Raw genomic sequence first — 25,852 nt, forward strand, 5'->3', positions numbered from 1 at the left:
GCGTAACCCCGTCAAGGACAAACAAAATGAGCGCCGTCGGGGCCTGATGAATTCAGATTGCGCTTAACGTCAGAGCGTCTTTGCTTGAACAATAAAGCACCAGTGCTATAGTGAGCATTACGCTGTATATACGAGGTAAATACCATGTCTGAATCTACCGTGGTAATCCGCGTGGATGACGAGTTAAAAACCGCTTTCGCCAGCGCGGCAAAGGCCGCCGATCGCACGGCTTCGCAACTGTTGCGCGATTTCATGCGCGAGTTTGTCAGCCGCCAGGCGCAGCAGGAAGAGTACGACCAGTGGTTAAAGGAAAAGGTCGAGGTGAGCCGCAAGGCGTTGCGTGAATGCAAGTTCGCCGACGATGAAGAGGTGGCCGCTTATTTCGCCGAACGCAGAGCGAAATCAACGCAATAAAACACAAAAGGACTTTTGTGAAACTGACATGGACGGTACCCGCCATCGCCGATCGTCTGGCGATTTATGAATGGTTGGAACTTAAAAATCCGGCCGCCGCCGCAGAAAATGATGCAAAAATCGCTGACGCGGCGGCACGCCTCGTGCATCATCCCACCAGCGGGAAAACGGGTCGGATAGCCGGCACGCGCGAGCTGGTCATCTCCCCGTCCTATCTGCTGGTCTATGAATTGGCGGCTCAACGCGTCATCATATTGGCCATCGTGCATACTCGCCGCCGGTGGCCGCCGGCATAGTCACCCCCGCAGCCCCAGTTGTTCCTTCAGCGCCTTCAAATAGCGCCGGCTGACCGGAACCGGATCGCCGGCCGACATGATCATCTCCGCCGCGCCGCCCTCTTCGAAGCGGATCTCGCGCACCTGCTCCAGATTGACCAGATACTGCCGATGGCAGCGCACCAGCGGGGTGCGGCTTTCCAGCGTGCGCAGCGTCAATTCGGTGAAACACTCCATGCCGTCGCTACGCACCACAAATACCCCGCTCAGTTTGGAACGGATCGCCAGCACCTCGTCGAACCGCAGCAGATAGATGCGGCTGTGGCCGGTACAGGGAATGTATTTCAGGTAACCGGCGCTCTCATCCAGCACCGCCACGTCCTGCGGTGCACTGCGCTGCCGCAGGCGTTGCAGCGTTTTGCTCAACCGCTTCGGCTCCGCCGGCTTCAGCAGATAGTCGAAGGCATGCTCTTCGAACGCCTGCACCGCGTATTCGTCGTAGGCGGTCAGAAACACGATGTGTGGCATGCGATTGGGATCCAGCATGCCGACCATTTCCAGCCCGCTGATGCGCGGCATTTGGATATCGAGAAACACCACGTCCGGCTGCAGCCGGTGGATCTGGCTGATGGCTTCGATGGCGTTGGCGCATTCGCCGATAATCGCAATCTCCGCCTCGGCCTCCAGCAGATGGCGCAGGTTGTCGCGCGCGGAAGGTTCATCGTCAACAATCAGAGCGTTTAACATCAGGCGGCCCTCTCCATGGGAACATTGAGCGTAATGCGGGTGTAGGCGTCCGGCCGGCAATCCACCCGTACGCCATAGCCCTCGCCGTAGCGCACGCGAATGCGCTTATCCACCAGGTTCATCCCCAGCCCGCTGCAGTTCGGTTTCGGCTGGAACAGCCCGGCGTTGTCCGTCACCTGCAGCAGCAGATGCTCACCCTCACAGCAGGCACCGATTTCGATGCGTCCCACGCCCAACAGGTGCGAGGTGCCATGCTTGATGGCGTTCTCGACGATCGGTTGCAGCGAGAACGCCGGCAGCCGCACCGCCAACAGCGCCTCCGGCAGCGATACCGCGATCTCCAGCCGATCGGCGAAGCGCGCTTTCTCGATCTGCAGATAGGCGTTCACATGTTCAATCTCGTCCGCCAGGCTGACTTCGTCATCCGAGCGCTTGAGGTTTTTGCGAAAGAACGTCGAGAGGGACTGCACCAGCTCGCAGGCGCGCTCGCCGTCGCGACGGATCACCGCCACCAGGGTATTCAGCGCATTAAACAGGAAATGCGGGTTGACCTGCGCATGCAGCAGCTTGATCTCCGACTGCGCCAGCAGCTGTTTGTGGCGCTCGTACTGTCCGGCCATGATCTGCGCCGACAGCAGGCTGGCGATGCCTTCACCCAGCGTCCGGTTGATGGTGCTGAACAGCTGGCTTTTCGGTTCATACAGCTTGATGGTACCGATGACCTGCTGGTTTTCGCCGCGCAGCGGGATCACCAGCGTCGATCCCAGTTTGCAGGCCGGATTGATCGAGCAGCAGTAAGAGAGCTGATTGCCGTCGGCGTAGACCACCTCGTTGTTGTCGATGGCGCGATGCGAATGCACCGAGGCGATCGGCGTACCCGGCAGGTGGTGATCGTCGCCGATGCCGATGAACGCCAGCAGCTTGTCGCGATCGGTGATCGCCACCGCACCGATGCCCAGCTCCTGATAAATCACCCGGGCGACCTTCATGCTGTTTTCCTGATCGAACCCCTGCCGCAGAATGCCCTCGGTGCGCTCGGCGATCTTCAACGCCTTGGACGAAAAGGCGCTGGTGTACTTCTCGAACATGGCGCGCCTGTCCAGAAGGATTTGCATAAACATCGCCGCGCCGACGGTATTGGCGATCATCATCGGCAGCGCGATGTGTTCCACCAGCTGCAACGCCTCGTCGTAAGGGCGTGCCACCGCCAGAATGATCGCCATCTGCAGCACCTCCGCCACCAGCGCCACGCCGCCGACGAACAGCGGGTTGAACAGCAGCTCGATGCGCCCGCGGCGCATGGCGATGCTGTGTACAATGCCGCCGACCAGACCTTCCGACACCGTGGAGATCGCACAGGCCACGTCGGTCATGCCGCCGAGCGTATAGCGATGCAGGCCGCCGGTCAGCCCGACCAGAAAGCCCACCGACGGCCCGCCCAGCAGCCCGCCCAGAACCGCGCCTATCGCACGGGTGTTGGCGATCGAATCCTGAATGTGCAGCCCGAAATAGGTGCCCATGATGCAGAACACCGAGAAGATCACATAGCACAGCAGCTTGTGCGGCAGGCGAATGGTCACTTGCATCAGTGGGATAAACAGCGGGGTTTTGCTCAGCAGATAGGCGATAACGAGATAGACGCACATCTGCTGCAACAGCAACAGCACCTGGTTAAATTCATACATGGCAGCAACTCATCCAGAGACAACAAAGGGCGAACGCCGGATTTCCGGTCTGGTTATTGTCTGCCGATTAGAGCATGAGGCGCGGGAGAAAACAGTGATGAAGGCAAGGCTTCACGAGGAAGGAGCGGCCGACCCCGGCGGGATCGGCCAAAAAATTTACGGCAGCACCTTGGCCGACAGAATCACCACCGGTTTGGTCGGCACATTCTGGTATGGGCCGACGTTGCCGGTTGGTACCTGAGCAATCTTGTCCACCACGTCCATGCCTTTCACCACTTTGCCGAACACCGCGTAACCGAAGTCGCGCTGGCCGTGATCCAGGAAGGCGTTATCCGCCACGTTGAGGAAGAACTGGCTGGTGGCGCTGTCCTTGTCGGCAGTGCGCGCCATCGAGATGGTGCCGCGCAGGTTGCGCAAGCCGTTGTCGGCTTCGTTCTTGATTGGCGCCTTGGTGGATTTCTGCTGCATGTCAGCGGTGAAACCGCCGCCCTGGATCATGAAGCCCGGGATCACGCGGTGGAAAATGGTGTTGTTGTAGTACCCGCTGTTCACGTAATCGACGAAGTTCTGGGTAGAAACCGGTGCCTTCTTGCTGTCGAGCGCCAATTCGATATTCCCCGCCGAGGTCGTCAGCATGACGTGGGTCTCACCGGCGGCGAGTGCGGCTGGCGCCACTGCGGTCAGGGAACACAGCGCGACGAAGGTCACTAAAGTACGTTTGAACATTAACGGGTCCTTTCTCTGAGAGACAAACAACGGAAAAGCGCTTTGATTCTAAAGAGCTGTATCGGCAAGTGCCAGCCATTTACCTATATTTACCCAATTACGGGACATATCCTAGGCGGCCCTGAATTTTGCTGCGGAAAGTATGGGCGCAGAAGACTTTTTTGCCAACCGCATCACGCATTTTTTGCCCAGCGCCGCCATGGGGCGGTTTTTGCGATCCACCTCTCAGTTTGCACACGTATTGTCGTTACTCTATATAAATGAGAGCGCTCTCATTTTAAAAAGAACGGATACTGAGGCATTCCACGACGGCGTCGCCGCGCAACCCCTGGAGAAATGACGTGAGTGAATTGATGACTGAAATCAGCCCCGAGTTTGAAAGCACCATCATGGAACTGCTGGTGTTCTCCGGCAGCGCGCGCAGCAATGCGCTGACGGCGTTGCGGCAAGCGCGCGCCGGCGACTTCGCCGCCGCGGCCAAACACATGGCCGAATCCAAAGAGTGGGTGAAGAAGGCGCACCTGATCCAGACTGAGCTGATCGGTCTGGACGAAGGCTGTGGCAAGTTGGCGATCAACCTGATCACCGTGCATGCGCAGGATCATCTGATGAACGCCATGGTGATCCAGGATCTGGCCGAGGACATGATCGAGCTCTATCGCCGCCAGTCGCAGATGGAGGGCCGCCCATGAACGCGCTCAAAATCGCCGTGATCGGCGGCGGCAGCAGCTATACCCCCGAGCTGGTCGATGGGCTGATCCAACGCATCGAGGAACTGCCGGTCACCGAACTGGCGTTGGTGGACGTCGAACCGGGCCGGCAAAAAGTGGAAATCATCGCCGCCCTGACCCGCCGCATGCTGGCGCGCCACGGGCTGGAGCAGGTGAAGGTCAGCGTGCACTTCGCGCTGGACGAGGCGATTCGCGGCGCCGCTTTCGTGCTGACCCAGTTCCGCGTCGGGCAACTGCCGGCGCGCGCCGCCGACGAACGGCTGGGCCTGAAATACCAGCTGCTCGGTCAGGAGACCACCGGCGTCGGCGGCTTCGCCAAGGCGCTGCGCACCATCCCGGTGATGCTGGATATTGCCCGCCGGGTGGAAAAACTGGCGCCGGACGCCTGGATCATCAACTTCACCAACCCGGCCGGCATCGTCACCGAGGCGGTATCCCGCTTCACCAAGGCGAAGATCATCGGCCTGTGCAACGTACCGATCAGCATGCACCACATGATCGCCAACATGCTGCAGGCGCCCTACGCCGATGTGCAGCTGCGATTCGCCGGTCTGAACCACATGGTCTGGGTGCATCAGGTCACGCAGCAGGGACGCGACGTCACCGCCAAGGTGATCGACATGCTGTGCGACGGCGCGGCGCTGACCATGAACAACATCAAGGAAGAGCCCTGGCAGCCGGACTTCCTGCGCGCGCTCGGCGCCATCCCCTGCCCGTATCATCGCTATTTTTACCAGACCCGCGAGATGCTGGCGGAAGAGATGGCCGCCGCCGGCGAGCGCGGCACCCGCGCGGAACAGGTGATGCAGGTGGAAAAAGAGCTGTTCGAGCTGTATGCCGATCCGCAGTTGAACACGAAACCGGAGCAGCTCAGCTTCCGCGGCGGTTCTTTCTATTCCGAAGTTGCGCTGGAGCTGATTCGTGCTATCCATAATAATCTCGGCACGCAATTAGTGGTCAACACCGCAAACCGCGGCGCAATCCATGGCCTGCCGGACGATGCTGTGATAGAAATCAACTGTATCGTCGATGCCCAGGGCGCGCATCCGCTGACTTTCGGCCCGCTGCCGGAACCGATGCAGGCGCTGACGCAGCAGGTAAAAGCCTACGAACGCCTGACCATCGAAGCTGCGGTGCACGGCGATCGCCGCAGCGGGTTGCTGGCGCTGATCGCTAATCCGCTGGTGGGCAACGCCAATCTGGCGCAGCCGCTGCTGGACGAAGTGTTGGCGATCAACGCGCCGTATTTGCCGCAGTTCAGGTAAGCGCTTAAGCGCAGCCAGACAAGGGTTCGGCGCGCCGAACCCCTTTTTTTTAGCCGTAATCAGGAGTTGGACGATGGTGACACTGGAAGATGTCGCGGCGTTGGCGGGCGTATCGCGCGCCACCGTATCGCGCGTGGTGAACGGCGACAGCAACGTCAAGGCGCCGACCCGCGAGAAGGTTGAACGCGCCGTCACCCAGCTCGGTTACACCCCCAATCCGGCGGCCCGCGCGCTCGCCTCCAGTCACAGCAATACCCTCGGGCTGGTCACCACCTCGTATCGCGGCGGTTTCTTCGGCGCGCTGATGGACTTCGTACAGACCGAGGCCGAATCCCACGGCAAGCAGCTGCTGGTGACCCAGGGCCGCAACAGCGCCGAAAACGAATGGCAGGCGGTGCAGCGGTTATTTAGCCTGCGCTGCGACGGCGTGATCCTGCACGTGCGCTTCCTCAGCGACGACAGGCTGCGTCAGCTGGCGGCGGAGCAACGTCATTTCGTGTTGCTCGATCGCCTGGTGCCTGGGCTGGAGGCCCGCTGCGTCACCTTCGATCACCCGCTCGCCAGCCGCATGGCGACGCAACAGCTGCTCGATGCCGGGCACCGGCGCATCGCCTGCATCAGCGGCCCGCGCGAGCGCCCGTCGAGCCGCCTGCGGCTGCAGGGGTTTGAGGAAGCCATGCAGGCGGCGAACATCGAACCGTTGGCCTGCCTGGAAGGTGTCTACGATCTGGAAAGCGGTTATCGCTGTGCCGATCGGCTGCTGCGGCAAGACGCGCGGCCCAGCGCCATCTACTGCTGCAACGAAGAGATGGCGATCGGCGCCCTGCTGGCGATCAACGAGCATCGTTTGCGGGTGCCGCAAGATATCTCGTTGATCTGCTACGACAGCGGCGAACGCGCGCCTTTCGTGCGCCCGGCGCTGAGCAGCGTACATTTTCCCATCAGCGAGATGGCGCAATACGCTGCGCGGCTGTTGATCGATCCCGCCACTCCGGCGCGCCGTTTTGAGCCGGCGATTATCAACCGCGATTCTATTGTGACTGCGCGCAAATAGATCACAACAACAGGCATCAGCCTTTCATAAATTGCATCAAAAAATCGACAGCCATCACAAAAAATCCCGTTGTCTGTGCTAGGATCCGCCCCCTGGCGGCCTGATCGGGACTTTTCTGCTTTGCCGGGAAAAGCCAGCGGCCTTATGCCAGCGTTAAAACCTCTAACAGACATATTCAGGCCTATACAATGAATGACAGTAACCGCATACGGCTTACCTGGATCAGCTTCTTTTCATACGCGCTGACCGGTGCTTTAGTGATCGTCACAGGGATGGTGATGGGAAACATTGCAGAGTACTTTAATCTGCCGGTTTCCAGCATGAGTAACACCTTTACTTTCCTCAACGCCGGCATTTTGATTTCGATCTTCCTCAATGCCTGGCTGATGGAAATCATCCCGCTGAAGCGTCAGCTGATCTTCGGCTTTGTCCTGATGGTGCTGGCGGTCGCAGGCCTGATGCTCGGCAAGAGCCTGACCATGTTCTCGCTGTGCATGTTTATCCTTGGCGTGGTTAGCGGTATCACCATGTCGATCGGCACCTTCCTGATCACCCACATGTATGCCGGCCGCCAGCGCGGCTCGCGCCTGCTGTTCACCGACTCCTTCTTCAGCATGGCCGGTATGATCTTCCCGATCGTCGCCGCGATGCTGCTGGCCCGCCATATCGGCTGGTACTGGGTTTATGCCTGCATCGGCCTGCTGTACGTGGCGATCTTCGTGCTGACCCTGTGCTCCGAATTCCCGGTGCTGGGCAAGAAAGGCGCCGACGCCGGTCAGCCGGTCGAGAAAGAAAAATGGGGTATCGGCGTGCTGTTCCTGTCGATCGCCGCGCTGTGCTACATCCTCGGCCAGTTGGGCTTCATTCAGTGGGTGCCTGAGTACGCCACCAAGTCCTTCAACATGGACATCGGCCAGGCCGGTAAGCTGGTGAGCGACTTCTGGACCTCTTACATGGTCGGCATGTGGGTGTTCAGCTTCATCCTGCGCTTCTTCGATCTGCAGCGCATCGTCACCGTGTTGGCCGCACTGGCTACCGGCGCGATGTACCTGTTCGTCAGCACCGACAATCCGGAGCACCTGGGCTACTACATCATGGCTCTGGGCTTCGTTTCCAGCGCCATCTACACCACGCTGATCACCCTCGGCTCGCTGCAGACCAAGGTCTCCTCACCGAAGCTGGTCAACTTTATCCTGACCTGCGGCACCATCGGTACCATGCTGACCTTCGTGGTCACCGGCCCGATCGTCGCGAAAGGTGGCGCGCACGCGGCGCTGACCACCGCCAACGGCCTGTACCTGGCGGTGTTCGTGATGTGTCTGCTGCTGGGCTTCGTGACCAAGCACCGCAGCCACGGTCATGTGACGCACTAACGTCTTCGCATCAGATGCACCCAGGGCGCCCGCAAGGCGCCCTTTTTTATGTACATTTTTCACACTTGATTATACATTGTTTATACATGAACAATGGAGAGGGATTGCTCATGAAAGTCTCTATCAAAAAATGGGGCAACAGCGCGGGAATGCTGGTGCCCTCAGCGCTAATGAACGAGCTGGAACTACAGGTAGGTCAGGAAATGGACATGCAGGTTATCGATGGAGCGTTGGTCATTAAGCCGGTTAAGAAACGCTATTCACTGCAGCAATTGCTCGATGGCTGCGACGGTGAAGCGCCGGCCGCCGCAGACGACAGCTGGGAACACATGCCGCCGGCGGGGAAAGAAGTATGGTGAAGCGCCCCGTTTTTCAGCGCGGAGATCTTATCCGGGTCAGCCTGAATCCCGTGGTTGGCCGTGAGCAACAAGGCGACTTTCGTCCGGCACTGGTGCTGTCTCCCCGCGAGTTCAATGCGCTGGGCATGGTATTGGTCGCCCCCATTTCCCAAGGGGCGAATTTTGCCCGTACAGCGGGTTTCACCGTCAGCCTGAGCGGCAGTGGCACCGCAACGCAGGGCGTCATCTTGATCAATCAGGTTCGCATGATGGATCTGGCCGGGCGCAGCGCGCAATTCGTCGAGCATGCCCCCGGCGAAGTCATCGCCGATGCACTGGCGCGGCTTCAGGCGATCATCGACTAACGCCGAAAATCCACCGTCTCATCCTGCTGCAGATGCAGCGTAGTTTCCGCCGGCCGCGTCTCGGCGATCACCGCCCCCTGGCGGATCGAATAACGCACCGGCGTCTGGCGGCGCACCGCATCGAAGCCGCTTTCCGCCGGCAGGATCACCAGGTTGGCGCTGTTGCCGGCCGCCAGACCGTAGTCGCTCAGGTTAAGGGTGCGCGCACTGTGGCTGGTGATCAGCTTCAACCCGTCGTCGATCTGGCCATAACCCATCAGCTGACACACGTGCAGCCCCATATGCAGCACCTGCAGCATGTTGGCAGTGCCGAGCGGGTACCAGGGATCGAACACGTCGTCGTGGCCAAAGCAGACGTTGATCTCCGCCTCCAGCATCTCCTTCACCCGCGTCACGCCGCGCCGTTTCGGGTAGCTGTCGAAACGCCCCTGCAGATGAATATTCACCAGCGGGTTGGCGACGAAGTTGATGCCTGACATTTTCAGCAGGCGGAATAGCCGCGAGGCGTAAGCGCCGTTGTAAGAGTGCATCGCCGTGGTGTGGCTGGCGGTGACTTTCGCCCCCATCTCCAGCTTCAGCGCCAGCGCCGCCACGGTCTCGACGAAGCGCGATTGCTCGTCGTCGATCTCATCGCAGTGCACGTCCACCAGCCGATCGTATTTTTGCGCCAGCGCGAACGCCTTGTGCAGCGACTCCACGCCGTACTCGCGGGTGAATTCGAAATGTGGAATGGCGCCCACCACGTCGGCCCCCAACCGCAGCGCTTCTTCCAGCAGCGCTTCGCCGTTGGGATAAGAGAGGATCCCCTCCTGCGGGAAGGCGACGATCTGCAGCGTCACCCAGGGCGCCACCTCCCGTTTCACCTCCAGCATGGCGCGCAGCGCGGTCAGCGTGGGATCGGAGACGTCGACGTGGGTGCGCACATACTGCACGCCGTTGGCAATCTGCCACTTGAGGGTTTGCCAGGCGCGCTGCTTGACGTCTTCATGGGTCAACAGCGCTTTGCGTTCGGCCCAGCGCTCGATGCCTTCGAACAGCGTGCCGGACTGGTTCCAGGCCGGCTGGCCGGCGGTTTGCGTGGTATCCAGGTGAATATGCGGTTCGACGAACGCCGGCAGCGCCAGCCCGCCCTGCGCATCCAGCACGTCGCTGCGCCACTCCTGCCCTTCCGGCTGCGGCACCAGATGCGCAATGCGCCCCTGCTCAATCGCCAGTTGCCACAATCCTTCATGCCCGCTTAAACGCAGGTTGTCGATAAACTTCAATGGACGTTTCGCCACCCTTCACCTCTGCCGTTGCGCTGGTTTTCTTCATCATACTGGCAGCGGATCGCGCTGACAAAGTCGCCGTTTCGCTCCTACCTCCTGCGGCTACCCCCTGCGGGGTAATTGGCATGCAAACTGACTCGCTTCAGCTAAAGGTGAATAAAATCCGCAACTTATCAAAAATCGTGAAAAATCATCTATATACCACGTTAGAGGTATATAAGAGTGTGATTGATTTGCATCAATAAATTGCCCATCGGGAGAGATAAGGTAAGCCTAGGAAACCAGAATTTTGAGGCAATAATGAGCAGAGTCAAACTTGCCGTCGTCGGCAATGGCATGGTCGGCCACCGGTTCATCGAAGATCTGTTGGATAAAGCAGACAAAGACCAGTTCGAAATCACCGTATTTTGCGAAGAGCCGCGCATCGCTTACGATCGCGTGCATCTCTCTTCCTACTTCTCGCACCACACCGCCGAAGAGCTGTCGCTGGTGCGCGAAGGCTTTTACGAAAAACACGGCGTGAAGGTGCTGATCGGCGAGCGCGCCATCACCATCAATCGCGACGAGAAGGTCATCCACTCCAACACCGGCCGCACCGTCTATTACGACAAGCTGATCATGGCCACCGGCTCTTACCCGTGGATCCCGCCGATTAAAGGCTCGGATAGCCAGGACTGCTTCGTTTACCGCACCATCGAAGACCTGAATGCCATCGAAGCCTGCGCGCGCCGCAGCAAACGCGGCGCGGTGGTCGGCGGCGGGCTGCTGGGGCTGGAGGCCGCCGGCGCGCTGAAAAGCCTGGGGGTGGAAACGCACGTGATCGAGTTCGCTCCGGTGCTGATGGCCGAACAGCTCGACCCGATGGGCGGCGACCAGCTGCGCCGCAAGATCGAACGCATGGGCGTCAAGGTGCACACCGGCAAGAATACCCAGGAGATCGTCAACGGCGGCGGCACGGCGCGTAAAACCCTGCATTTCGCCGACGGCAGCCTGCTGGAAGTGGATTTCATCGTGTTCTCCACCGGCATCCGCGCCCAGGACAAGCTGGCGCGCCAGTGCGGGCTGGAGATCGGCCGCCGCGGCGGCATCGCCATCAACGACAGCTGCCAGACGTCGGATCCGAACGTCTACGCCATCGGTGAGTGCGCCGCCTGGCGCGATCGCACCTTCGGCCTGGTGGCGCCGGGTTACAAAATGGCGCAAGTGGCCGCCGATCACCTGCTGGGCCGCGAAAACAGCTTCCAGGGCGCCGACATGAGCGCCAAGCTGAAGCTGCTGGGCGTGGACGTCGGCGGCATCGGCGATGCCCATGGCCGCACCGAAGGCGCCCGCAGCTACGTCTATCTGGATGAAAACAAAGAAGTCTACAAACGCCTCATCGTCAGCGCCGACAGCAAAACCCTGCTCGGCGCGGTGCTGGTGGGCGACACCAGCGACTACGGCAACCTGCTGCAGCTAGCGCTGAACGGCATCGAACTGCCGGAGAACCCGGACGGCCTGATCCTGCCGGCTCATGCGGGCAGCAAACCGGCCATCGGCGTGGATTCGCTGCCGGAAAGCGCGCAGATCTGCTCCTGCTTCGACGTCAGCAAAGGCGACATCATTCAGGCGGTCAACAAAGGTTGCCACACCGTGGCGGCGCTGAAAGCCGAAACCAAGGCCGGCACCGGCTGCGGCGGCTGCATCCCGCTGCTCACCCAGGTGCTGAACGCCGAGCTGAGCAAGCAAGGCATCGAGGTCAACCACCACCTGTGCGAACACTTCGCCTATTCACGCCAGGAGCTGTTCCACCTGATCCGCGTCGAAGGCATCAAATCGTTCGAGGCGTTGCTGGCCAAATACGGCAAAGGCTACGGCTGCGAAGTCTGTAAGCCGACCGTCGGCTCGCTGTTAGCCTCGTGCTGGAACGAATACGTTCTCAAGCCGCAGCATACGCCGCTGCAGGATACCAACGACAACTTCCTCGGCAATATCCAGAAAGACGGCACCTATTCGGTAATCCCGCGCTCCGCCGGCGGCGAAATCACCCCGGACGGCCTGCTGGCCATCGGCCAAATCGCCAAGGAGTACAACCTCTACACCAAAATGACCGGCTCGCAGCGCATCGGCATGTTCGGCGCGCAGAAAGACGACCTGCCTGCCATCTGGAGCAAGCTGCTCGCCGCCGGCTTTGAAACCGGCCACGCATACGCCAAGGCGCTGCGCATGGCGAAAACCTGCGTCGGCAGCACCTGGTGCCGCTACGGCGTCGGCGACAGCGTCGGCTTCGGCGTCACGCTGGAGCACCGTTACAAAGGCATCCGCACCCCGCATAAAATGAAGTTCGGCGTCTCGGGCTGCACCCGTGAATGCGCCGAAGCGCAGGGCAAGGACGTCGGCATCATCGCCACCGAGAACGGCTGGAACCTGTATGTCTGCGGCAACGGTGGCATGAAACCGCGCCACGCCGACCTGCTGGCTGCCGACCTCGATCGCGAGACCCTGGTGCGTTACCTCGACCGCTTCATGATGTTCTATATCCGCACCGCCGATAAGCTGCAGCGCACCTCGGTGTGGCTGGAAAGCCTGGAAGGCGGCATCGATTACCTGCGCAAGGTGATCGTCGACGACAAGCTCGGCATCAACGATCAATTGGAAGCGGAGATCGCCCGCCTGCGCGACGCAGTGATCTGCGAGTGGAAAGAGACCGTCGAGCATCCGGAAACGCAGCTACGCTTCGCCCACTTCATCAACAGCCCGCTGCGCGATCCGAACGTGCAGGTGGTGGCCGAACGCGACCAGCACCGCCCGGCGCGCCCGGACGAGCGTATTCCCGTCACCCTGATCGATACCGAGGAGAGCCACGCATGAGCCAGTGGATTACCGTTTGTCCCGTCGCCGACATCCTGCCAGGCACCGGCGTGTGCGCCCTGATCGGCGATCGGCAGGTGGCGGTGTTCCGCCCCTATGCCGACGAACAGGTGTTCGCCATCAGCAATATCGACCCGTTCGCCCAGGCCAGCGTGCTGTCGCGCGGGCTGATCGCCGAACATCAAGGCGAGTTGTGGGTCGCCAGCCCGCTGAAGAAGCAGCATTTCCGCCTGTACGACGGCCACTGCCTGGAAGATGACAGCCGTTCCGTCGCCAGCTTCGCCAGCCGGGTGGTCGACGGCATCGTGCAAGTCGCGGCATAACCTTTCGGGAGGCCACATGTTTACCGACACCCTCAACAAATGTGCCGTCAACGCGGCGCGCATCGTCCGCCTGGCGAAGGAGAGCCCGCTCGGTTTCTGGATCAGCTCGGCGATGGCCGGCGCCTACGTCGGCCTCGGCATCATCCTGATCTTCACCCTCGGCAATCTGGTCGATCCAAGCGTGCGGCCGCTGGTGATGGGCGCCACCTTCGGCATCGCGCTGACACTGGTGATCATCGCCGGTTCCGAGCTGTTCACCGGCCATACGATGTTCCTGACGCTCGGCGTCAAGGCCGGCACCATCCGCCAGAGCCAGATGTGGGCGGTGCTGCCGCAAACCTGGCTCGGCAACCTGCTCGGCTCGGTGCTGGTGGCGCTGATGTATTACTACGGCGGCGGCAGCCTGCTGCCGGTGGATACCAGCCTGGTGCACAGCGCCGCGCTGGCGAAAACCACCGCGCCGGCCGAAGTGCTGTTCTTCAAGGGCGTACTGTGCAACTGGCTGGTTTGCCTGGCGATTTGGATGGCGATCCGCGTTGAAGGCGCCGCCAGGTTCATCGCCATCTGGTGGTGCCTGCTGGCCTTCATCGCCTCGGGTTATGAGCACTCCGTCGCCAATATGACGCTGTTCGCCCTCTCCTGGTTCGGCAACCACAGCGAGGCCTATACCCTCGCCGGTATCGGCCACAACCTGCTGTGGGTGACGCTGGGCAATATCCTGTCCGGCTCGGTGCTGATGGGCCTGGGTTATTGGTACGCCACACCGCGTGCCGAACGCCCGCAGGCGGCGAAAGCCGCCGCACGTCAGACCGCCTGAGTTTTCGGGGGCGCCTTTCGCCCCCGCACTGATTATCCCGAGGAGTGCCGATGGACTACCTGCCGATTTTCTGCCAACTGCAACATAAAGCCTGCCTGCTGGTCGGCGGCGGCGAGATAGCCGAACGCAAAGCGCGCCTGCTGCTGGACGCCGGCGCGGCGCTGACCGTCAACGCCCTGGAGTTCACCCCGCAGTTCCGCCAATGGGCGGAAGAAGGCCTGGTGACACTGACCGAAGGCGAATTCAGCCCAAGCCTGTTGGCGGAAAAATGGCTGGTAGTCGCCGCCACCGATCGGCTGGAAGTCAACGCGCTGGTGTACCAATGCGCCAACCAGCAGCGGGTATTCTGCAACGTGGTCGATGACCCGAAACGCGCCAGCTTTATCATGCCGTCGATCATCGATCGTTCGCCGATCATGGTGGCGGTATCCTCCGGTGGCAAAGCGCCGGTATTAGCACGGCTGCTGCGCGAGAAGCTGGAGGCGATGTTGCCGCAGCACCTCGGAAAACTGGCCCAGTTAGGCGGTTCGCTGCGGCAGCGAGTAAAACGACGCTTCAGCAGCCTCGGCGCGCGTCGTCGCTTTTGGGAACGGTTGTTCGCCCACGATCGGCTAGCGCAGTCGCTGGCCAACGACGACGCCGCGCTGGCTGAACGCCAGCTCGAGCAGCTGTTCAGCGAACAGCCGGAAGATCGCGGTGAAGTGGTACTGGTGGGCGCCGGGCCAGGCGATGCCGGCTTGCTGACGCTGAAAGGGCTGCAGCAGATCCAGCAGGCCGACGTGGTGGTTTATGACCGGTTGGTCTCTGAAGATATCATGACGCTGGTGCGCCGCGACGCCGAGCGCATCTTCGTCGGCAAACGCGCCGGCCACCACTGCGTGCCGCAGGAGCAGATCAACCAAATCCTGCTGCAGCAGGCGTTGCAAGGCAAACGCGTGGTGCGCCTGAAAGGGGGCGATCCCTTTATCTTCGGCCGCGGCGGCGAAGAGCTGGAGACGCTGGCAGACGCCAGCGTGCCATTCTCGGTGGTGCCAGGCATTACCGCCGCCTCTGGCTGTTCCGCCTACAGCGGCATCCCGCTCACCCACCGCGACCACGCGCAGAGCGTGCGCCTGGTGACCGGCCACGCCAAAGCCGACGGTGGATTGGACTGGGCGACGCTGGCTGCCGGGCAACAGACGCTGGTGTTTTATATGGGGCTATCGCAAGCGGCGGAGATCCAACGCCAGCTGATCGCTAACGGCCTGCCGGCCGCCACGCCGGTGGCGCTGGTGGAAAACGGCACCTCCTGCCGTCAGCGAGTGATCGAAGGCGAGCTCGGCCAACTGGGCGCCTTGGCCCTGCAGGCCGCCAGCCCCAGCCTGATCATCGTCGGCAGCGTAGTCAGCCTGCGCGGCAAGCTCAATTGGTTCGCCAGCGAGGCAGCGCCCGCCAGTCTGGCGCAAATGGCGTGATAGCGACGTAAAAAAAGCGGCTCTAGGCCGCTTTTTCTATTTGTGCCGGCGTTACGCCTGCGGCGGTACGAAACCGACGGCCTGGTAGACCTTCGCCAGGGTTTCCTGCGCCCGCGCACGCGCTTTGGCCGCGCCATCGCGCATCACCTGCTGCAGGTAGGCTTCATCGTTGCGGAAGCGATAGTAACGCTCCTGCAGCTCGCCCAACATGCCGGAGACGGCGTCCGCCACCGCGCCTTTCAGATGGCCGTACATTTGGCCCTCGAACTCGGCTTCCAGCTGTGCGATGCTCTTGCCGCTCACGCCGGCGAGGATATCCAGCAGGTTGGAGACACCCGCCTTGTTGGCCACGTCGTAACGCACGACAGGCGGCTCTTCCGAGTCGGTCATTGCGCGTTTGATCTTCTTGCTCACCGCTTTCGGATCTTCCAGCAGACCGATCACGTTGTTGCGGTTGTCGTCCGACTTGGACATCTTCTTGGTCGGTTCCTGCAGCGACATTACGCGCGCGCCGGATTTAGGGATAAACGGCTCCGGCACTTTGAACACGTCGCCGTACAGCGCGTTGAAACGCTGGCCCACGTCGCGGCTCAGCTCCAGGTGCTGTTTCTGGTCTTCGCCCACCGGCACCTGGTTGGTTTGATACAGCAGGATGTCCGCCGCCATCAGCACCGGATAGCTGAACAACCCGGCGTTGATGTTCTCCGCATAGCGTGCGGATTTGTCCTTGAACTGCGTCATGCGGCTCAGCTCGCCGAAATAGGTGTAGCAGTTCAGCACCCAGCTCAGCTGCGTGTGCTCAGGCACGTGCGACTGCACGAAGATGGTGCTTTTTTCCGGATCGATGCCGCAGGCCAGGTACAGTGCCAGCGTATCCAGCGTGGCCTTGCGCAACTTCTCGGCGTCCTGGCGCACGGTGATGGCATGCAGATCGACGATGCAATAGATGCAGTCGTAGTCGTCCTGCATCTGAACCCACTGACGCAGCGCACCCATGTAGTTGCCGATGGTCAGTTCGCCGGACGGCTGCGCGCCGCTAAATACGATGGGCTTACTCATGTTTAAATTTCCTGATTCTCTAAAGATGACAGCCCAAGAGCGGGCAACAAATCGGCGAAGCGCTCCAACACCCGATCGGGGTGGCTCAGGGCGATCGATTCGCCGTAGTTATAACCGTAGGTGAAACCGACACTCGGGCAACCGGCGCCCTGTGCGGCTTGAATATCGTTGCGTGAGTCGCCGACGAACAGCAGTTCATGCGCGCGCAGGCCAAGCTTGCCGAGCACCAGGTACAACGGCGCAGGATGCGGTTTCTTTTCCGTCACGTCGTCGCCGCCGATCACCAGCGAGAAATAGTCGCCAATGCCCAACGACGCCAGCAGCGGCGCCACGAACGGCGTCGGCTTATTGGTCACCAACGCCATCGGGTAACCGTGCGCCGCCAGTCGGGCCAGCGTCTCTTGCACCTGCGGGAACAGGCGGCTGCCACTGTCGACGGTCTGCGCATAGAAATGGTCGAAGCGTTCACGCAGCCGGCCGCATTGCTCCGGCGTGCCTTCCGCTTCCGCCCAGCGCAGCGCGCGCTGCACCAGCACGTCGGCGCCGTTGCCGATCCAGGTGCCGACCCGCTCCTCACCCGCTTGCGGCAGGTTCATCTCTTCCAGCGCCATATCGATGGCGGCCGCCAGGCCCGGCGCACTGTCGACCAGCGTGCCGTCCAGATCGAAGGCCAGTGCGCGGATCGCGCCGAAATCAGCCATGGGAAACCTTCGCCAGCTCGCTGCGCATCTCGTCGATCACCTTGCGGTAGTCCGGCTGGCCAAAGATGGCGGAACCGGCGACAAACATATCGGCGCCCGCGGCGGCGATTTCGGCGATGTTGTCCACTTTCACCCCACCGTCGACTTCCAGACGGATATCGCGGCCGCTGTCGTCGATCAGCTTGCGCACCTGGCGCAGCTTGTCGAGGGTACCGTGAATGAACGACTGGCCGCCGAAGCCCGGGTTGACCGACATCAGTAGGATCACGTCGATTTTATCCATCACGTAATCGAGATAGCTCAGCGGCGTGGCCGGATTGAACACCAGGCCGGCTTTGCAACCGTGCTCTTTGATCAGTTGGATGGTGCGATCGACATGTTCGGACGCTTCGGGGTGGAAAGAGATATAGGATGCGCCGGCCTTGGCGAAATCAGGCACGATGCGATCCACCGGCTTGACCATCAGGTGCACGTCAATCGGCGCGGTAATGCCATAGTTACGCAGCGCTTCGCACACCATCGGACCGATGGTCAGATTGGGCACGTAGTGGTTGTCCATCACGTCGAAGTGCACCACGTCGCCGCCAGCGGCCAGCACGTTAGCGGTATCTTCACCTAACCGGGCAAAATCTGCCGACAGAATGGACGGGGCAATCAAAAACTTTTTCATCCGCTTCTCCAAACGTAGGGTCGAGTTGTTATGCGCCGGGGTGCCCCCGGCTTAGCGATACAGCGCCAAAAGCTCGTTCACTTTGCTGCGGCCGAGAATATTGCGGCTGATCGTGCGGCGCGCTTTCACCACATACAGCGCAGCATGCTGATACCAGTCGCGCGTCAGCTCGGTATCGTGATTGGAGATCAATACCGGCACCTGGCTCTCTACCGAGAGCTGGTGCGCCAGATGCGCCAGGCTCTGCTGATCGGCGATGCTGAAGCTGTTGGTGTGGTAAGCGGTGAAATTCGCCGTCGCCGACAGCGGCGCGTAAGGCGGATCACAATACACCACGGCGCCGGCCACGGCCTTCGCCATGGTATCGCGGTAATGCTCGCAGACAAAAGTGGCATTGCGCGATTTTTCGGCAAACCAGTAGAGCTCTTCTTCCGGGAAGTACGGTTTCTTGTAGCGGCCAAACGGCACGTTGAACTCGCCGCGCAGGTTATAGCGGCACAGGCCGTTATAGCAGTGACGGTTCAGATACAGGAACAGCAGCGCCCGGCGGTAAGGCTCGGTGCTAGTATTGAACTCTTCTCGCAGCAGGTAAAACTGATCCGAGTTATTGAATTCATCGGCGAAAAGCGTGCGGGCATCGCGCACGAAGTCATCCGTGCGCAGCTTAACGATGTTATACAGGTTGATAAGATCGCTATTGATGTCGGCGAGAATGTAGGCGTCGTAATCCGTATTCAGAAAGACGGATCCCGCACCCACGAAGGGCTCGATTAAGCAGTCTCCCGCCGGCAGATGGCGACGAATCTCATCTACCAGCGGGTATTTTCCACCAGCCCATTTTAAAAAAGCGCGGTTTTTCTTCATGCCGTCAATTAGCTACTTATACAATTCAGAGCGGCGGATTGTACTCTGTTTCAGACAGCACATCAGCGCACAAATTTAAATGATTTATTTTTTAAGATCTTGCTGCACTTGGTGTACAGGTCGGACCCATGGTTTTTTCGCCTGCACATCCGCCGGCAACGAAGCGATGGCGCGCTTCGCTTCCGCAGAAGACGCGTAGTTGCCGCTCACCAGCACGTACCACGGCTTACCGTCGCGCTTGGTGGCGTACACCAGGTAATTCTGCAGCTTCTGTTGCTTGGCGTAGGCGTTCAGCGTATCGGAGCGCGAAGCGCTGCTCAGCTGCAAGGTATAATGGCTGCCCGGCGCAGACTGCAGAGAACTGCCGCTGCTGCTGACCGCCCCCGCTTTCGCGGTGGAAGACGGCTTGGCCGGCGGCGTATACACCGTAGTCGGTGATTTATGCTGCGTAGCGGTCGGTTTAGTCACGGCGGTTTTCGCCGGCGTTTTATGCTGCTGCGCGGTGCCCTGCACAGGACGTGTCGCTTCGCGCGCCGCGGCGCCGCTCATCACCGTCGCCGGTGCGGTCGGCAACGACGACGCTGCGCCGGTCATGCCCTGGGTCGCGGCATCCACCTGCCCCTGCTGCTGCGACAGCGCATCCGCCATGTTGCCCGGCAAATCGACGCGCTGCTGCGCACCGCCCTGCTGAGGCTGAGTTTGCGCTTCGGTCGGCGTGCCGGAGATCGGCGGAACGCTGACGTTCTGCGGTTGCTGCGGCTGAGTCGCGCTTACGCCGCTGTTGTCGTGGGTATCTGTCGTTCCGCCCGGCACGCCGTTATTGGCAGTGGTCAGCGACGAAGAACCGGACAGGTTGATATCGCGGGCCGCGCCGTTTTGCGCGCCGCTCTCCTGAGCCGCCTCATGTTTGGTCGGCGCCTTCAGGGCGGAACCGATGCCGATAATCAGCAGCAGCAACACCAAAATGCCGATGCCAATCATCAAATGCTGGCGCGAAACGGCGAAGCGCGGCGCAGCGGCCGGCTTGCGCGAACGCGTAGGACGACGATCGCTGCTATCAGGTCTGAGATCGTCTTCCGGTTTAAACTCGTCCATCTGAAACCCTCCAACTAGAGGCAAAAGCCCACCACCGTAGACCTACCGTGGCACGGGCAGATTAACCCGATGATGGCAAAGCGACACCCGTCGTGCTCTGCTCACTGTATTAATATAGATGCAAATGGCGGCTAAGCCACTGTTACTTAGTCCGATTTAATTACGCTTCTGCTCAGGCAGGCAGGCGGCGATCGACGCCAACACCAGCTCATGCCCTATGCCGCCGCGCACTTCCGCCGCGCCGATCGCGGTCGGCAGCACCAGACGCAGTTCACCCGCCAGCACTTTCTTGTCGCGCAGCATGTGCGGCAGATAGGATGCCGGCGTCATTTCCTGCGGCCCGCAGACCGGCAAGCCGGCGCGCAACAGCAGCGCTTTGACGCGTTCGATGTCTTCAACGGAGAACTGGCCGAGACGATATGCGGTTTCCGCCGCCATCACCATGCCCGCAGCCACCGCTTCGCCGTGCAGCCATACGCCGTAGCCCATTTCGGCTTCGATGGCGTGGCCGTAAGTATGGCCCAGATTCAGCAAGGCGCGCAGACCGCTTTCGCGTTCGTCGGCGGCCACGACCTCAGCCTTCAGTTCGCAGCAGCGGCGAATACAGTAGGCCAACGCCTGCATATCCAGCGCCATCAGCGCATCGATATTGTTTTCCAACCAGACGAAGAATTCGCGATCGAGGATGATCCCGTATTTGATGACTTCAGCCAGGCCGGAAGAGAGTTCACGCGCCGGCAATGTCTTCAGGCAATCCAGATCAACCACCACCGAAGCGGGTTGATAGAAAGCGCCGATCATGTTTTTGCCGAGCGGGTGGTTGACGGCGGTCTTGCCGCCCACGGAAGAGTCCACCTGCGACAACAGCGTGGTGGGAACCTGAATAAAGCGCACGCCGCGTTGATAGCACGCGGCGGCAAAGCCGGTCAGATCGCCGACAACGCCGCCACCAAGCGCGATCAACGTGGTGTCGCGCCCGTGCGGTTTTTCGAGCAGCGCCGAAAACACCTGCTCCAACACCGCCAGAGATTTGTACTGTTCACCATCGGGAAGGATCACCTGATCCACCACGACGCCGCCCTGCTCCAGCACCTGCCGGACACGCTCCAGATAGAGCGGCGCCAGGGTCTGGTTGGTGACCAACATCGCTTGCTCACCCGCCTTTAACGGCATAAAAGAAGCCGGATCGTTAAACAATCCGGCGGCGATGGTAATCGGGTAGCTGCGCTCCCCAAGCGTTACAGTAATTCTCTCCATGTCGCGCTCAGTTCTCTGTATGGTGCGGCGGTGGTTGCTCCCCGCAGCGGCGGGGAACACAAATCAGTTTTCCGCATTAGCCGACGGCGAACGCGAAAATCGGCAATCAGTTGCTTTCCAGCATGTTGATGATCTGGTTGGCAACCACTTTAGCGCTCTGATCGTCGGTGCGGATGGTGACATCAGCAATCTCTTCATACAACGGATTGCGCTCTTTCGCCAACGCTTCCAACACCTCGCGCGGCGGAGAGTCGACCTGCAGCAGCGGGCGTTTTTTATCACGCTGGGTGCGAGCCAGCTGCTTCTCGATCGTGGTTTCCAAATAGACCACCACGCCGCGCGCGGACAGACGGTTGCGCGTTTCGCGCGACTTCACCGAACCGCCGCCGGTCGCCAACACAATCCCTTGTTTTTCCGTCAGTTCATTAATGACTTTTTCTTCACGATCGCGGAAACCTTCTTCCCCTTCCACGTCGAATACCCAGCCCACGTCAGCTCCGGTACGTCGCTCAATTTCTTGATCGGAGTCGAAGAACTCCATATTGAGTTGCTGAGCTAACTGACGGCCAATAGTGCTTTTGCCGGCACCCATAGGCCCAACCAGAAAGATATTGCGTTTCTCTGCCATGTTTTTCGGTATTACTAAGACAATTCGTTAATGTTAACCCGCCCCGCCAATCAAATCAGCGGCGGGACCTAAACTGAAACCTCATGAGCGATAGTGCGAGATCAGACGAAAAATTATCTCAACACTCTTGGTAGTTTGGCAACCGAATAAATCGCAATCCACGCCGCGGGAGGGAAACCATATGTTTTTAACGGCGTCTTGGCGCTAACAAAAAACCTCGGTGCTCAATTCGGTAACCCTTGTAAGCTAAATCGGCCGCAGCGTCAAACGCAGATCCCCCCAAGGGGATAAAAAAGTGTATCTGCTCATCAACTTTAGGAGATTTGCCGTCCGGCCGACAGGCAGCCGCTTATCCCTTAATCAACGTCGGCGTAATGAAGATCACCAGCTCGCGTTTTTTCTGCTGTGCGCCGCTCTGCCGGAACAAGCCCCCCAGCAGCGGCGCGTCTCCCAACCCCGGCACCTTGTCCGCCGTATTGCCTTGATGCCGTTGAAAAATGCCGCCGAGCACCAGGGTTTCGCCGTTTTTCACCGTGATCTGCGTCTTAATCTCCTGTTTATCGATGGTCAGCGCTTCGCCCGCCCCCCGGCTGATGGCGCGCCCCGGCATATTTTGGCTGATGTGCAGCGTCAGCGTGATGCGCCCGTCCGGCAACACCTTCGGCGTCACCTCCATGCCCAGCACCGCCTCTTTGAACTCGATCGCGGTCGCGCCGCTGGCGCCGCTTGAGACTTCGTAAGGGATCTCCGTGCCCTGTTTGATGCTGGCGGTTTGCAGGTGCGCCGTCAGCAGGCGCGGGCTGGCGATGATCTCCACCTGATTCTCCTGCTCCAGCGCCGTCAACTCGAGGCTCAGCAAGCGCCCGCTGATGCGCGCCAGGTGGAAACCGGCGTTCACCGCGCTGCGCTCCAGCGGCAGGTTGACGCCGAGATTGCCCGGCCGCAGCGGCTGTGCCGGCCTGTCGTCGGGCGCCAATCCCCAGCGCACGCCAAGTTCACGCAGGCTTTCGCTGTTGATGGTCACGATATGCGCCGCCAGCTGCACCTGCGCCAACGGCGCGTCCATTTCCGTTACGCGCTTTTTCAACTGTGCCAACATCGGCGTGGTGTCACGCAACAGCAGCGTATTGGTGCGCTTATCCGCCAGCACGCTGCCACGCTCGCTAAGCAAGGCGCCGCGTTGGGCGTTGAGGCTTTCGGCAATCTCCGCCGCATCGCCGTTTTGCAACGTCAGCGTCAGACTGTGCAGCGGTTGCCTTTGCGCCAGCGCCTCTCGCTGCTGTTTTTTTTGCTGCTCGTCTGGCTCCGGGGAGACAAGCATCACGTTGCCCTCACGCGTCATCGCCAGTTTGCCCATGCGCAAGGTCAGCGCCAGTGCCTGCGGCCAGGGCACATTCTCCAGCCGCAGCGTCAGGTTGCCGCTCACACCGGGCGCGGCGATCAGGTTCATCTGCCGATAATCCGCCAGCGCCTGCAGGATGACCGTGACCGGCGCGTCTTGAAACTCCAGCGAAATAACCTGTTTATCCTGCGCCTGCGCGGCGCCGAGCATCAGAGACCACAGCGCCATACCCAGTCCAGCGCGTCCTTTCATGATTTGCCATCCTTGCTGTCCATCGTCAGCGATACGTCGCCGTGGCCTGCCGGGCAATCCGGTTCGGCCGCCAGCGCCGTTAACGTCAGGCTGCGCGCCTGCACCTGCGTTACCTGCCAGCGTTCGGCGAGTATCCGCTGCTGCGGCCGCAGGCGCAGCCATTGACCCGCCGGCGTCACCACCCAGCCATAGCGCTGCGTTGGTTGCCCGATGACGCCCTTCAGCCGCCAACCTGCCGGCGATGCCGCCGTCTGCGCACAAGCAGGCTGCGAAGGCGGCGCAAACGGATCGCGCGATTCAGCGCATAAGGCCCACGGCCAGAGCAGCCACCACCCAAGGCCGAGTCTTCTACTCATGCTCATCGGCTCGCTCCTCGGAGGCATCCTGCAGCACCAACCGCACCGTCATGCCCTGCGGCGGGGTCTCCACGCGCAGTTGTACAAGGCGTAAATTGGCCGGTAGCGCCTCCAGCAACGTCAGTAAACCAGCGTAGTCAATGCGCAAGCTCAGCGTTTGCCGCAGCGGTTTTTCCTGCTGCTGCCAGCGCAGCAAGGCGCCCCCTGCCCGTTGCAGCGCGCTCGCCAGATCGCCGGTTGGGAGTGGAGGAACTGGCGCAGCGGGGATAACGGCCTGCGGCGCCTCGTCCAGCTGGCTCCGCACCATGGCGATCTGTTGCAGCAAGCGTTGTTGCCGCTCCGTCGCGTTTGCCTGCTGGCGCCATTCGTCTTGCAGCATCCAGCCGCCGCCCAGCAGCGCCAACGTGCCGATGCCCAGCCATTGCGCGGCCAGCAACTGCCAACCCGACAGGCCCAGCCAGAAGCGCAGCCCGGATGACAAACGGTTATCCATCACGCCCCCATGGCGCCGCCAGATGAAAGGAGAACAGCCCGTCTTCGCGCTGCACCACCTCCGCCAAACGCAGCCGCGGCAGCGCGGGCATCTCCGCCAATCGCCGTTCGAACTGCGAGATGGCCGCAGGAGAACCGCTCAGCCCATGCAGCCGCAGGCCGTTCGCCGCATCGCTGTCCAACGTCGTGAGCCACAGCGCAGGGGGAACGCAGGAGGACAAATGTTGCAGCAGCTGTAAATAACGCCGGTTATGTTGGGCATTGTTCGCCTGCCGTTCGGCGAGGGCGCGGTGCCGCGCCTGCTGAGCCTGCTCTTGTTGCTGTTGACGGGCGAGCAGCGTCAATGCCGCCAGCTCTTCATCCAACGTCGCCAGCCGCTCTTGCCGCTGCGCCTGTTGATGGCGCTGCTGGCCAGCGACGAGGAATCCCGCCAACAACAGCACCGTAACCTGCAACAGCAACACGCACAGCCAGAAATAGCCGCGCCGTCGGTCACGGCGTTGCCGCCAGGGCAGAAAGTTGACCTGATACATCAGCGGTCCTCCTCGCGCAGCGCCAGACCGCCGGCCAACGCGAACGCCGGGGGATGCGTAGGCAACGGCGGACGCAGCTGCGTGAAGGCGCTAAGCGGTGACCAGGAAAGACAGCCGGCGGGCAGAGATCCCGCCAGCACGCCGCCGGCATAGATCGGCCGATCGTCGCCTGGCGGCGACTGGGATTGCAGCGCCCGCAACGCCTGCGCGCCATCGTCGCCCGGCGCCAGGCCAAAGGCGAACGCGCCGTCGGCCGGCGCCACCCACAGCCATTCTCGTTCGAGACGGTGCATCAGCCCCGCAGCGATCGGCACGCCCGCCGCCGTCGCCATCATTCGCAGCGCGCAGGGCGTGATATCGACCGCTTGCGGATGCAGACCAGCCTGGCGCAGACAATGCAGCCACTGCTGCAGCTCCTGTCGCCGCGCGGCGGTCAACAACAACGCCGCCTCATCCGCCGGCGCGGCGCGATAATCGAGCGCCAGCGTCTGGCCATCGAGCGGAAACTGTTTTAAACCGTGGCCGCAGATATAGTCGCTGCGCTCCGGCTCGCGCAGTCGCGCGTCCGGCTGCGCCATGCGCTGCTGCAACACTCGCTGCGCCGGCAGGGCAATGCGTAAGGAAATATGTCGCGGCAGTTGAACGCGCCATTGCCGCAGCGCACGGGTAAGGAATTCTGAAGGTGCCAGGCAGCCGTCGCGTAAAACCGCCTGCGGCAGCGCCTGTTGCCACCAGTGACGCAACTGCCAGCCATTGCGGCGACGCTGAACCGCCATCGCCCGCACGCAGTCGATTTGTATATCCAGCCCCACCTGCCATGCTTGAGGGAACATGTTTCGCAAGCCTCCATAACATCAGATGATAAAAGAACATATCCATGTCGCAGGCTTGCCTTTATACTACCGCGCGGTTGTTTAT

General features: G+C 61.0%; 29 protein-coding genes. 13 read left to right on the top strand and 16 right to left on the bottom strand.

The genetic code is table 11. From position 1 onward, the window contains the following. Positions 1–144: 144 nt before the first annotated feature. Positions 145–414 (top strand): hypothetical protein, encoded by a 270-nt coding sequence (locus ATE40_RS19290; protein WP_063918405.1) that lies wholly within the window; start codon positions 145–147, stop codon positions 412–414. A 17-nt stretch (positions 415–431) separates the two neighbouring features. After that, positions 432–710, top strand: coding sequence for a type II toxin-antitoxin system RelE/ParE family toxin (locus ATE40_RS19295; protein WP_015379287.1), 279 nt, complete (start codon positions 432–434; stop codon positions 708–710). On the opposite strand, the gene btsR is transcribed toward ATE40_RS19295, so the two are convergent. The 3 genes from btsR to ppiA form a co-directional block, all read right to left on the bottom strand. Then, complete coding sequence (gene btsR, locus ATE40_RS19300; RefSeq protein ID WP_019456143.1) at positions 711–1,436, bottom strand: two-component system response regulator BtsR; 726 nt, start codon at positions 1,434–1,436, stop codon at positions 711–713. Next, positions 1,436–3,121 (bottom strand): sensor histidine kinase, encoded by a 1,686-nt coding sequence (locus tag ATE40_RS19305; protein WP_063918404.1) that lies wholly within the window; start codon positions 3,119–3,121, stop codon positions 1,436–1,438. The genes btsR and ATE40_RS19305 overlap by 1 nt, the downstream gene beginning before the upstream one ends. 156 nt (positions 3,122–3,277) lie before the next feature. Beyond that, on the bottom strand, positions 3,278–3,847 hold the full coding sequence (gene ppiA, locus ATE40_RS19310) for a peptidylprolyl isomerase A (RefSeq protein ID WP_019456145.1): 570 nt from the start codon (positions 3,845–3,847) through the stop codon (positions 3,278–3,280). A 142-nt stretch (positions 3,848–3,989) separates the two neighbouring features. Between ppiA and ATE40_RS19315 the strand changes: the two genes are divergently transcribed. The 7 genes from ATE40_RS19315 (at position 3,990) to ATE40_RS19345 (ending at position 8,973) form a co-directional block, all read left to right on the top strand. After that, positions 3,990–4,187, top strand: coding sequence for a hypothetical protein (locus ATE40_RS19315; RefSeq protein ID WP_063918403.1), 198 nt, complete (start codon positions 3,990–3,992; stop codon positions 4,185–4,187). A 13-nt stretch (positions 4,188–4,200) separates the two neighbouring features. Further along, positions 4,201–4,539: a PTS lactose/cellobiose transporter subunit IIA gene (locus tag ATE40_RS19320; protein ID WP_019456147.1), complete on the top strand. Its 339-nt coding sequence runs from the start codon at positions 4,201–4,203 to the stop codon at positions 4,537–4,539. After that, on the top strand, positions 4,536–5,843 hold the full coding sequence (locus tag ATE40_RS19325; RefSeq protein WP_019456148.1) for a 6-phospho-beta-glucosidase: 1,308 nt from the start codon (positions 4,536–4,538) through the stop codon (positions 5,841–5,843). The genes ATE40_RS19320 and ATE40_RS19325 overlap by 4 nt, the downstream gene beginning before the upstream one ends. A gap of 73 nt (positions 5,844–5,916) precedes the next feature. Beyond that, positions 5,917–6,897 (top strand): LacI family DNA-binding transcriptional regulator, encoded by a 981-nt coding sequence (locus ATE40_RS19330; RefSeq protein ID WP_063918402.1) that lies wholly within the window; start codon positions 5,917–5,919, stop codon positions 6,895–6,897. A 188-nt stretch (positions 6,898–7,085) separates the two neighbouring features. Then, positions 7,086–8,270, top strand: coding sequence for an MFS transporter TsgA (gene tsgA / locus ATE40_RS19335; protein WP_004930336.1), 1,185 nt, complete (start codon positions 7,086–7,088; stop codon positions 8,268–8,270). Between the two features lie 110 nt (positions 8,271–8,380). Beyond that, positions 8,381–8,629 (top strand): AbrB/MazE/SpoVT family DNA-binding domain-containing protein, encoded by a 249-nt coding sequence (locus ATE40_RS19340; protein ID WP_025159908.1) that lies wholly within the window; start codon positions 8,381–8,383, stop codon positions 8,627–8,629. Beyond that, complete coding sequence (locus tag ATE40_RS19345) at positions 8,623–8,973, top strand: type II toxin-antitoxin system ChpB family toxin (RefSeq protein WP_019456151.1); 351 nt, start codon at positions 8,623–8,625, stop codon at positions 8,971–8,973. The genes ATE40_RS19340 and ATE40_RS19345 overlap by 7 nt, the downstream gene beginning before the upstream one ends. On the opposite strand, the gene ATE40_RS19350 is transcribed toward ATE40_RS19345, so the two are convergent. Beyond that, complete coding sequence (locus tag ATE40_RS19350; RefSeq protein ID WP_275507223.1) at positions 8,970–10,238, bottom strand: cytosine deaminase; 1,269 nt, start codon at positions 10,236–10,238, stop codon at positions 8,970–8,972. The two genes, ATE40_RS19345 and ATE40_RS19350, sit on opposite strands and share 4 nt — an antisense overlap. A 303-nt stretch (positions 10,239–10,541) precedes the next feature. Here ATE40_RS19350 and nirB point away from each other — a divergent pair, with 303 nt between their 5' ends. Genes nirB through cysG form a run of 4 tightly spaced genes read left to right on the top strand, consistent with a single transcriptional unit; the run spans position 10,542 to position 15,685 of the window. After that, positions 10,542–13,091 (top strand): nitrite reductase large subunit NirB, encoded by a 2,550-nt coding sequence (nirB, locus tag ATE40_RS19360; protein WP_063918400.1) that lies wholly within the window; start codon positions 10,542–10,544, stop codon positions 13,089–13,091. After that, positions 13,088–13,414, top strand: a complete 327-nt coding sequence (gene nirD / locus ATE40_RS19365) for a nitrite reductase small subunit NirD (RefSeq protein WP_019456155.1) — start codon at positions 13,088–13,090, stop codon at positions 13,412–13,414. The genes nirB and nirD overlap by 4 nt, the downstream gene beginning before the upstream one ends. Positions 13,415–13,430: 16 nt before the next feature. Further along, positions 13,431–14,231 carry a nitrite transporter NirC gene (gene nirC / locus ATE40_RS19370; protein ID WP_063918399.1) on the top strand — a complete coding sequence of 267 codons (801 nt, stop codon included), beginning with the start codon at positions 13,431–13,433 and terminating at the stop codon, positions 14,229–14,231. Between the two features lie 50 nt (positions 14,232–14,281). Next, positions 14,282–15,685 (top strand): siroheme synthase CysG, encoded by a 1,404-nt coding sequence (gene cysG, locus ATE40_RS19375; RefSeq protein ID WP_063918398.1) that lies wholly within the window; start codon positions 14,282–14,284, stop codon positions 15,683–15,685. 51 nt (positions 15,686–15,736) lie between these two features. Here the strand turns inward: cysG and trpS are convergent, their stop codons facing one another. The 12 genes from trpS to pilM all read right to left on the bottom strand — a co-directional run bounded on the left by trpS (position 15,737) and on the right by pilM (position 25,767). Further along, positions 15,737–16,744: a tryptophan--tRNA ligase gene (gene trpS, locus ATE40_RS19380; protein ID WP_063918397.1), complete on the bottom strand. Its 1,008-nt coding sequence runs from the start codon at positions 16,742–16,744 to the stop codon at positions 15,737–15,739. Positions 16,745–16,746: 2 nt separating this feature from the next. After that, positions 16,747–17,445, bottom strand: a complete 699-nt coding sequence (locus ATE40_RS19385; RefSeq protein WP_019456159.1) for a phosphoglycolate phosphatase — start codon at positions 17,443–17,445, stop codon at positions 16,747–16,749. After that, complete coding sequence (gene rpe, locus ATE40_RS19390) at positions 17,438–18,115, bottom strand: ribulose-phosphate 3-epimerase (RefSeq protein ID WP_019456160.1); 678 nt, start codon at positions 18,113–18,115, stop codon at positions 17,438–17,440. The genes ATE40_RS19385 and rpe overlap by 8 nt, the downstream gene beginning before the upstream one ends. Positions 18,116–18,166: 51 nt before the next feature. Beyond that, the gene (gene dam, locus ATE40_RS19395; protein WP_004930319.1) at positions 18,167–18,979 is read right to left on the bottom strand and encodes an adenine-specific DNA-methyltransferase; all 813 of its coding nucleotides are present in this window, start codon (positions 18,977–18,979) and stop codon (positions 18,167–18,169) included. Between the two features lie 84 nt (positions 18,980–19,063). Next, positions 19,064–20,074 carry an SPOR domain-containing protein gene (locus tag ATE40_RS19400; protein WP_063918396.1) on the bottom strand — a complete coding sequence of 337 codons (1,011 nt, stop codon included), beginning with the start codon at positions 20,072–20,074 and terminating at the stop codon, positions 19,064–19,066. Positions 20,075–20,230: 156 nt separating this feature from the next. After that, complete coding sequence (gene aroB / locus ATE40_RS19405; RefSeq protein ID WP_019456162.1) at positions 20,231–21,331, bottom strand: 3-dehydroquinate synthase; 1,101 nt, start codon at positions 21,329–21,331, stop codon at positions 20,231–20,233. A gap of 106 nt (positions 21,332–21,437) precedes the next feature. Beyond that, positions 21,438–21,959: a shikimate kinase AroK gene (gene aroK / locus ATE40_RS19410; protein WP_004391482.1), complete on the bottom strand. Its 522-nt coding sequence runs from the start codon at positions 21,957–21,959 to the stop codon at positions 21,438–21,440. Positions 21,960–22,308: 349 nt separating this feature from the next. Further along, positions 22,309–23,553, bottom strand: a complete 1,245-nt coding sequence (gene hofQ / locus ATE40_RS19415) for a DNA uptake porin HofQ (protein WP_080062275.1) — start codon at positions 23,551–23,553, stop codon at positions 22,309–22,311. Further along, positions 23,550–23,909, bottom strand: a complete 360-nt coding sequence (locus tag ATE40_RS19420) for a HofP DNA utilization family protein (RefSeq protein ID WP_063918425.1) — start codon at positions 23,907–23,909, stop codon at positions 23,550–23,552. The genes hofQ and ATE40_RS19420 overlap by 4 nt, the downstream gene beginning before the upstream one ends. Next, entirely contained in the window at positions 23,902–24,402 is a 501-nt protein-coding gene (locus tag ATE40_RS19425; RefSeq protein ID WP_063918395.1) for a hypothetical protein, read from the bottom strand. The genes ATE40_RS19420 and ATE40_RS19425 overlap by 8 nt, the downstream gene beginning before the upstream one ends. Next, positions 24,395–24,934, bottom strand: a complete 540-nt coding sequence (locus ATE40_RS19430) for a PilN domain-containing protein (protein ID WP_063918394.1) — start codon at positions 24,932–24,934, stop codon at positions 24,395–24,397. Before ATE40_RS19430 ends, ATE40_RS19425 begins: the two co-directional genes overlap by 8 nt. Then, positions 24,934–25,767: a type IV pilus biogenesis protein PilM gene (gene pilM, locus ATE40_RS19435; protein WP_019456167.1), complete on the bottom strand. Its 834-nt coding sequence runs from the start codon at positions 25,765–25,767 to the stop codon at positions 24,934–24,936. The genes ATE40_RS19430 and pilM overlap by 1 nt, the downstream gene beginning before the upstream one ends. Between the last annotated feature and the right edge of the window lie 85 nt (positions 25,768–25,852).

This window comes from Serratia surfactantfaciens, assembly GCF_001642805.2.
Lineage (GTDB): Bacteria > Pseudomonadota > Gammaproteobacteria > Enterobacterales > Enterobacteriaceae > Serratia > Serratia surfactantfaciens.

Coding starts and splice junctions, on each gene's coding strand:
- ATE40_RS19290 (WP_063918405.1), top strand. CDS start 145: ATGTCTGAATCTACCGTGGTAATCCGCGTGGATGACGAGTTAAAAACC.
- btsR (WP_019456143.1), bottom strand. CDS start 1,436: ATGTTAAACGCTCTGATTGTTGACGATGAACCTTCCGCGCGCGACAAC.
- ATE40_RS19305 (WP_063918404.1), bottom strand. CDS start 3,121: ATGTATGAATTTAACCAGGTGCTGTTGCTGTTGCAGCAGATGTGCGTC.
- ppiA (WP_019456145.1), bottom strand. CDS start 3,847: ATGTTCAAACGTACTTTAGTGACCTTCGTCGCGCTGTGTTCCCTGACC.
- ATE40_RS19315 (WP_063918403.1), top strand. CDS start 3,990: ATGGGCGCAGAAGACTTTTTTGCCAACCGCATCACGCATTTTTTGCCC.
- ATE40_RS19320 (WP_019456147.1), top strand. CDS start 4,201: ATGACTGAAATCAGCCCCGAGTTTGAAAGCACCATCATGGAACTGCTG.
- ATE40_RS19325 (WP_019456148.1), top strand. CDS start 4,536: ATGAACGCGCTCAAAATCGCCGTGATCGGCGGCGGCAGCAGCTATACC.
- ATE40_RS19330 (WP_063918402.1), top strand. CDS start 5,917: ATGGTGACACTGGAAGATGTCGCGGCGTTGGCGGGCGTATCGCGCGCC.
- tsgA (WP_004930336.1), top strand. CDS start 7,086: ATGAATGACAGTAACCGCATACGGCTTACCTGGATCAGCTTCTTTTCA.
- ATE40_RS19340 (WP_025159908.1), top strand. CDS start 8,381: ATGAAAGTCTCTATCAAAAAATGGGGCAACAGCGCGGGAATGCTGGTG.
- ATE40_RS19345 (WP_019456151.1), top strand. CDS start 8,623: ATGGTGAAGCGCCCCGTTTTTCAGCGCGGAGATCTTATCCGGGTCAGC.
- nirB (WP_063918400.1), top strand. CDS start 10,542: ATGAGCAGAGTCAAACTTGCCGTCGTCGGCAATGGCATGGTCGGCCAC.
- nirD (WP_019456155.1), top strand. CDS start 13,088: ATGAGCCAGTGGATTACCGTTTGTCCCGTCGCCGACATCCTGCCAGGC.
- nirC (WP_063918399.1), top strand. CDS start 13,431: ATGTTTACCGACACCCTCAACAAATGTGCCGTCAACGCGGCGCGCATC.
- cysG (WP_063918398.1), top strand. CDS start 14,282: ATGGACTACCTGCCGATTTTCTGCCAACTGCAACATAAAGCCTGCCTG.
- trpS (WP_063918397.1), bottom strand. CDS start 16,744: ATGAGTAAGCCCATCGTATTTAGCGGCGCGCAGCCGTCCGGCGAACTG.
- ATE40_RS19385 (WP_019456159.1), bottom strand. CDS start 17,445: ATGGCTGATTTCGGCGCGATCCGCGCACTGGCCTTCGATCTGGACGGC.
- rpe (WP_019456160.1), bottom strand. CDS start 18,115: ATGAAAAAGTTTTTGATTGCCCCGTCCATTCTGTCGGCAGATTTTGCC.
- dam (WP_004930319.1), bottom strand. CDS start 18,979: ATGAAGAAAAACCGCGCTTTTTTAAAATGGGCTGGTGGAAAATACCCG.
- ATE40_RS19400 (WP_063918396.1), bottom strand. CDS start 20,074: ATGGACGAGTTTAAACCGGAAGACGATCTCAGACCTGATAGCAGCGAT.
- aroB (WP_019456162.1), bottom strand. CDS start 21,331: ATGGAGAGAATTACTGTAACGCTTGGGGAGCGCAGCTACCCGATTACC.
- aroK (WP_004391482.1), bottom strand. CDS start 21,959: ATGGCAGAGAAACGCAATATCTTTCTGGTTGGGCCTATGGGTGCCGGC.
- hofQ (WP_080062275.1), bottom strand. CDS start 23,553: ATGAAAGGACGCGCTGGACTGGGTATGGCGCTGTGGTCTCTGATGCTC.
- ATE40_RS19420 (WP_063918425.1), bottom strand. CDS start 23,909: ATGAGTAGAAGACTCGGCCTTGGGTGGTGGCTGCTCTGGCCGTGGGCC.
- ATE40_RS19425 (WP_063918395.1), bottom strand. CDS start 24,402: ATGGATAACCGTTTGTCATCCGGGCTGCGCTTCTGGCTGGGCCTGTCG.
- ATE40_RS19430 (WP_063918394.1), bottom strand. CDS start 24,934: ATGTATCAGGTCAACTTTCTGCCCTGGCGGCAACGCCGTGACCGACGG.
- pilM (WP_019456167.1), bottom strand. CDS start 25,767: ATGTTCCCTCAAGCATGGCAGGTGGGGCTGGATATACAAATCGACTGC.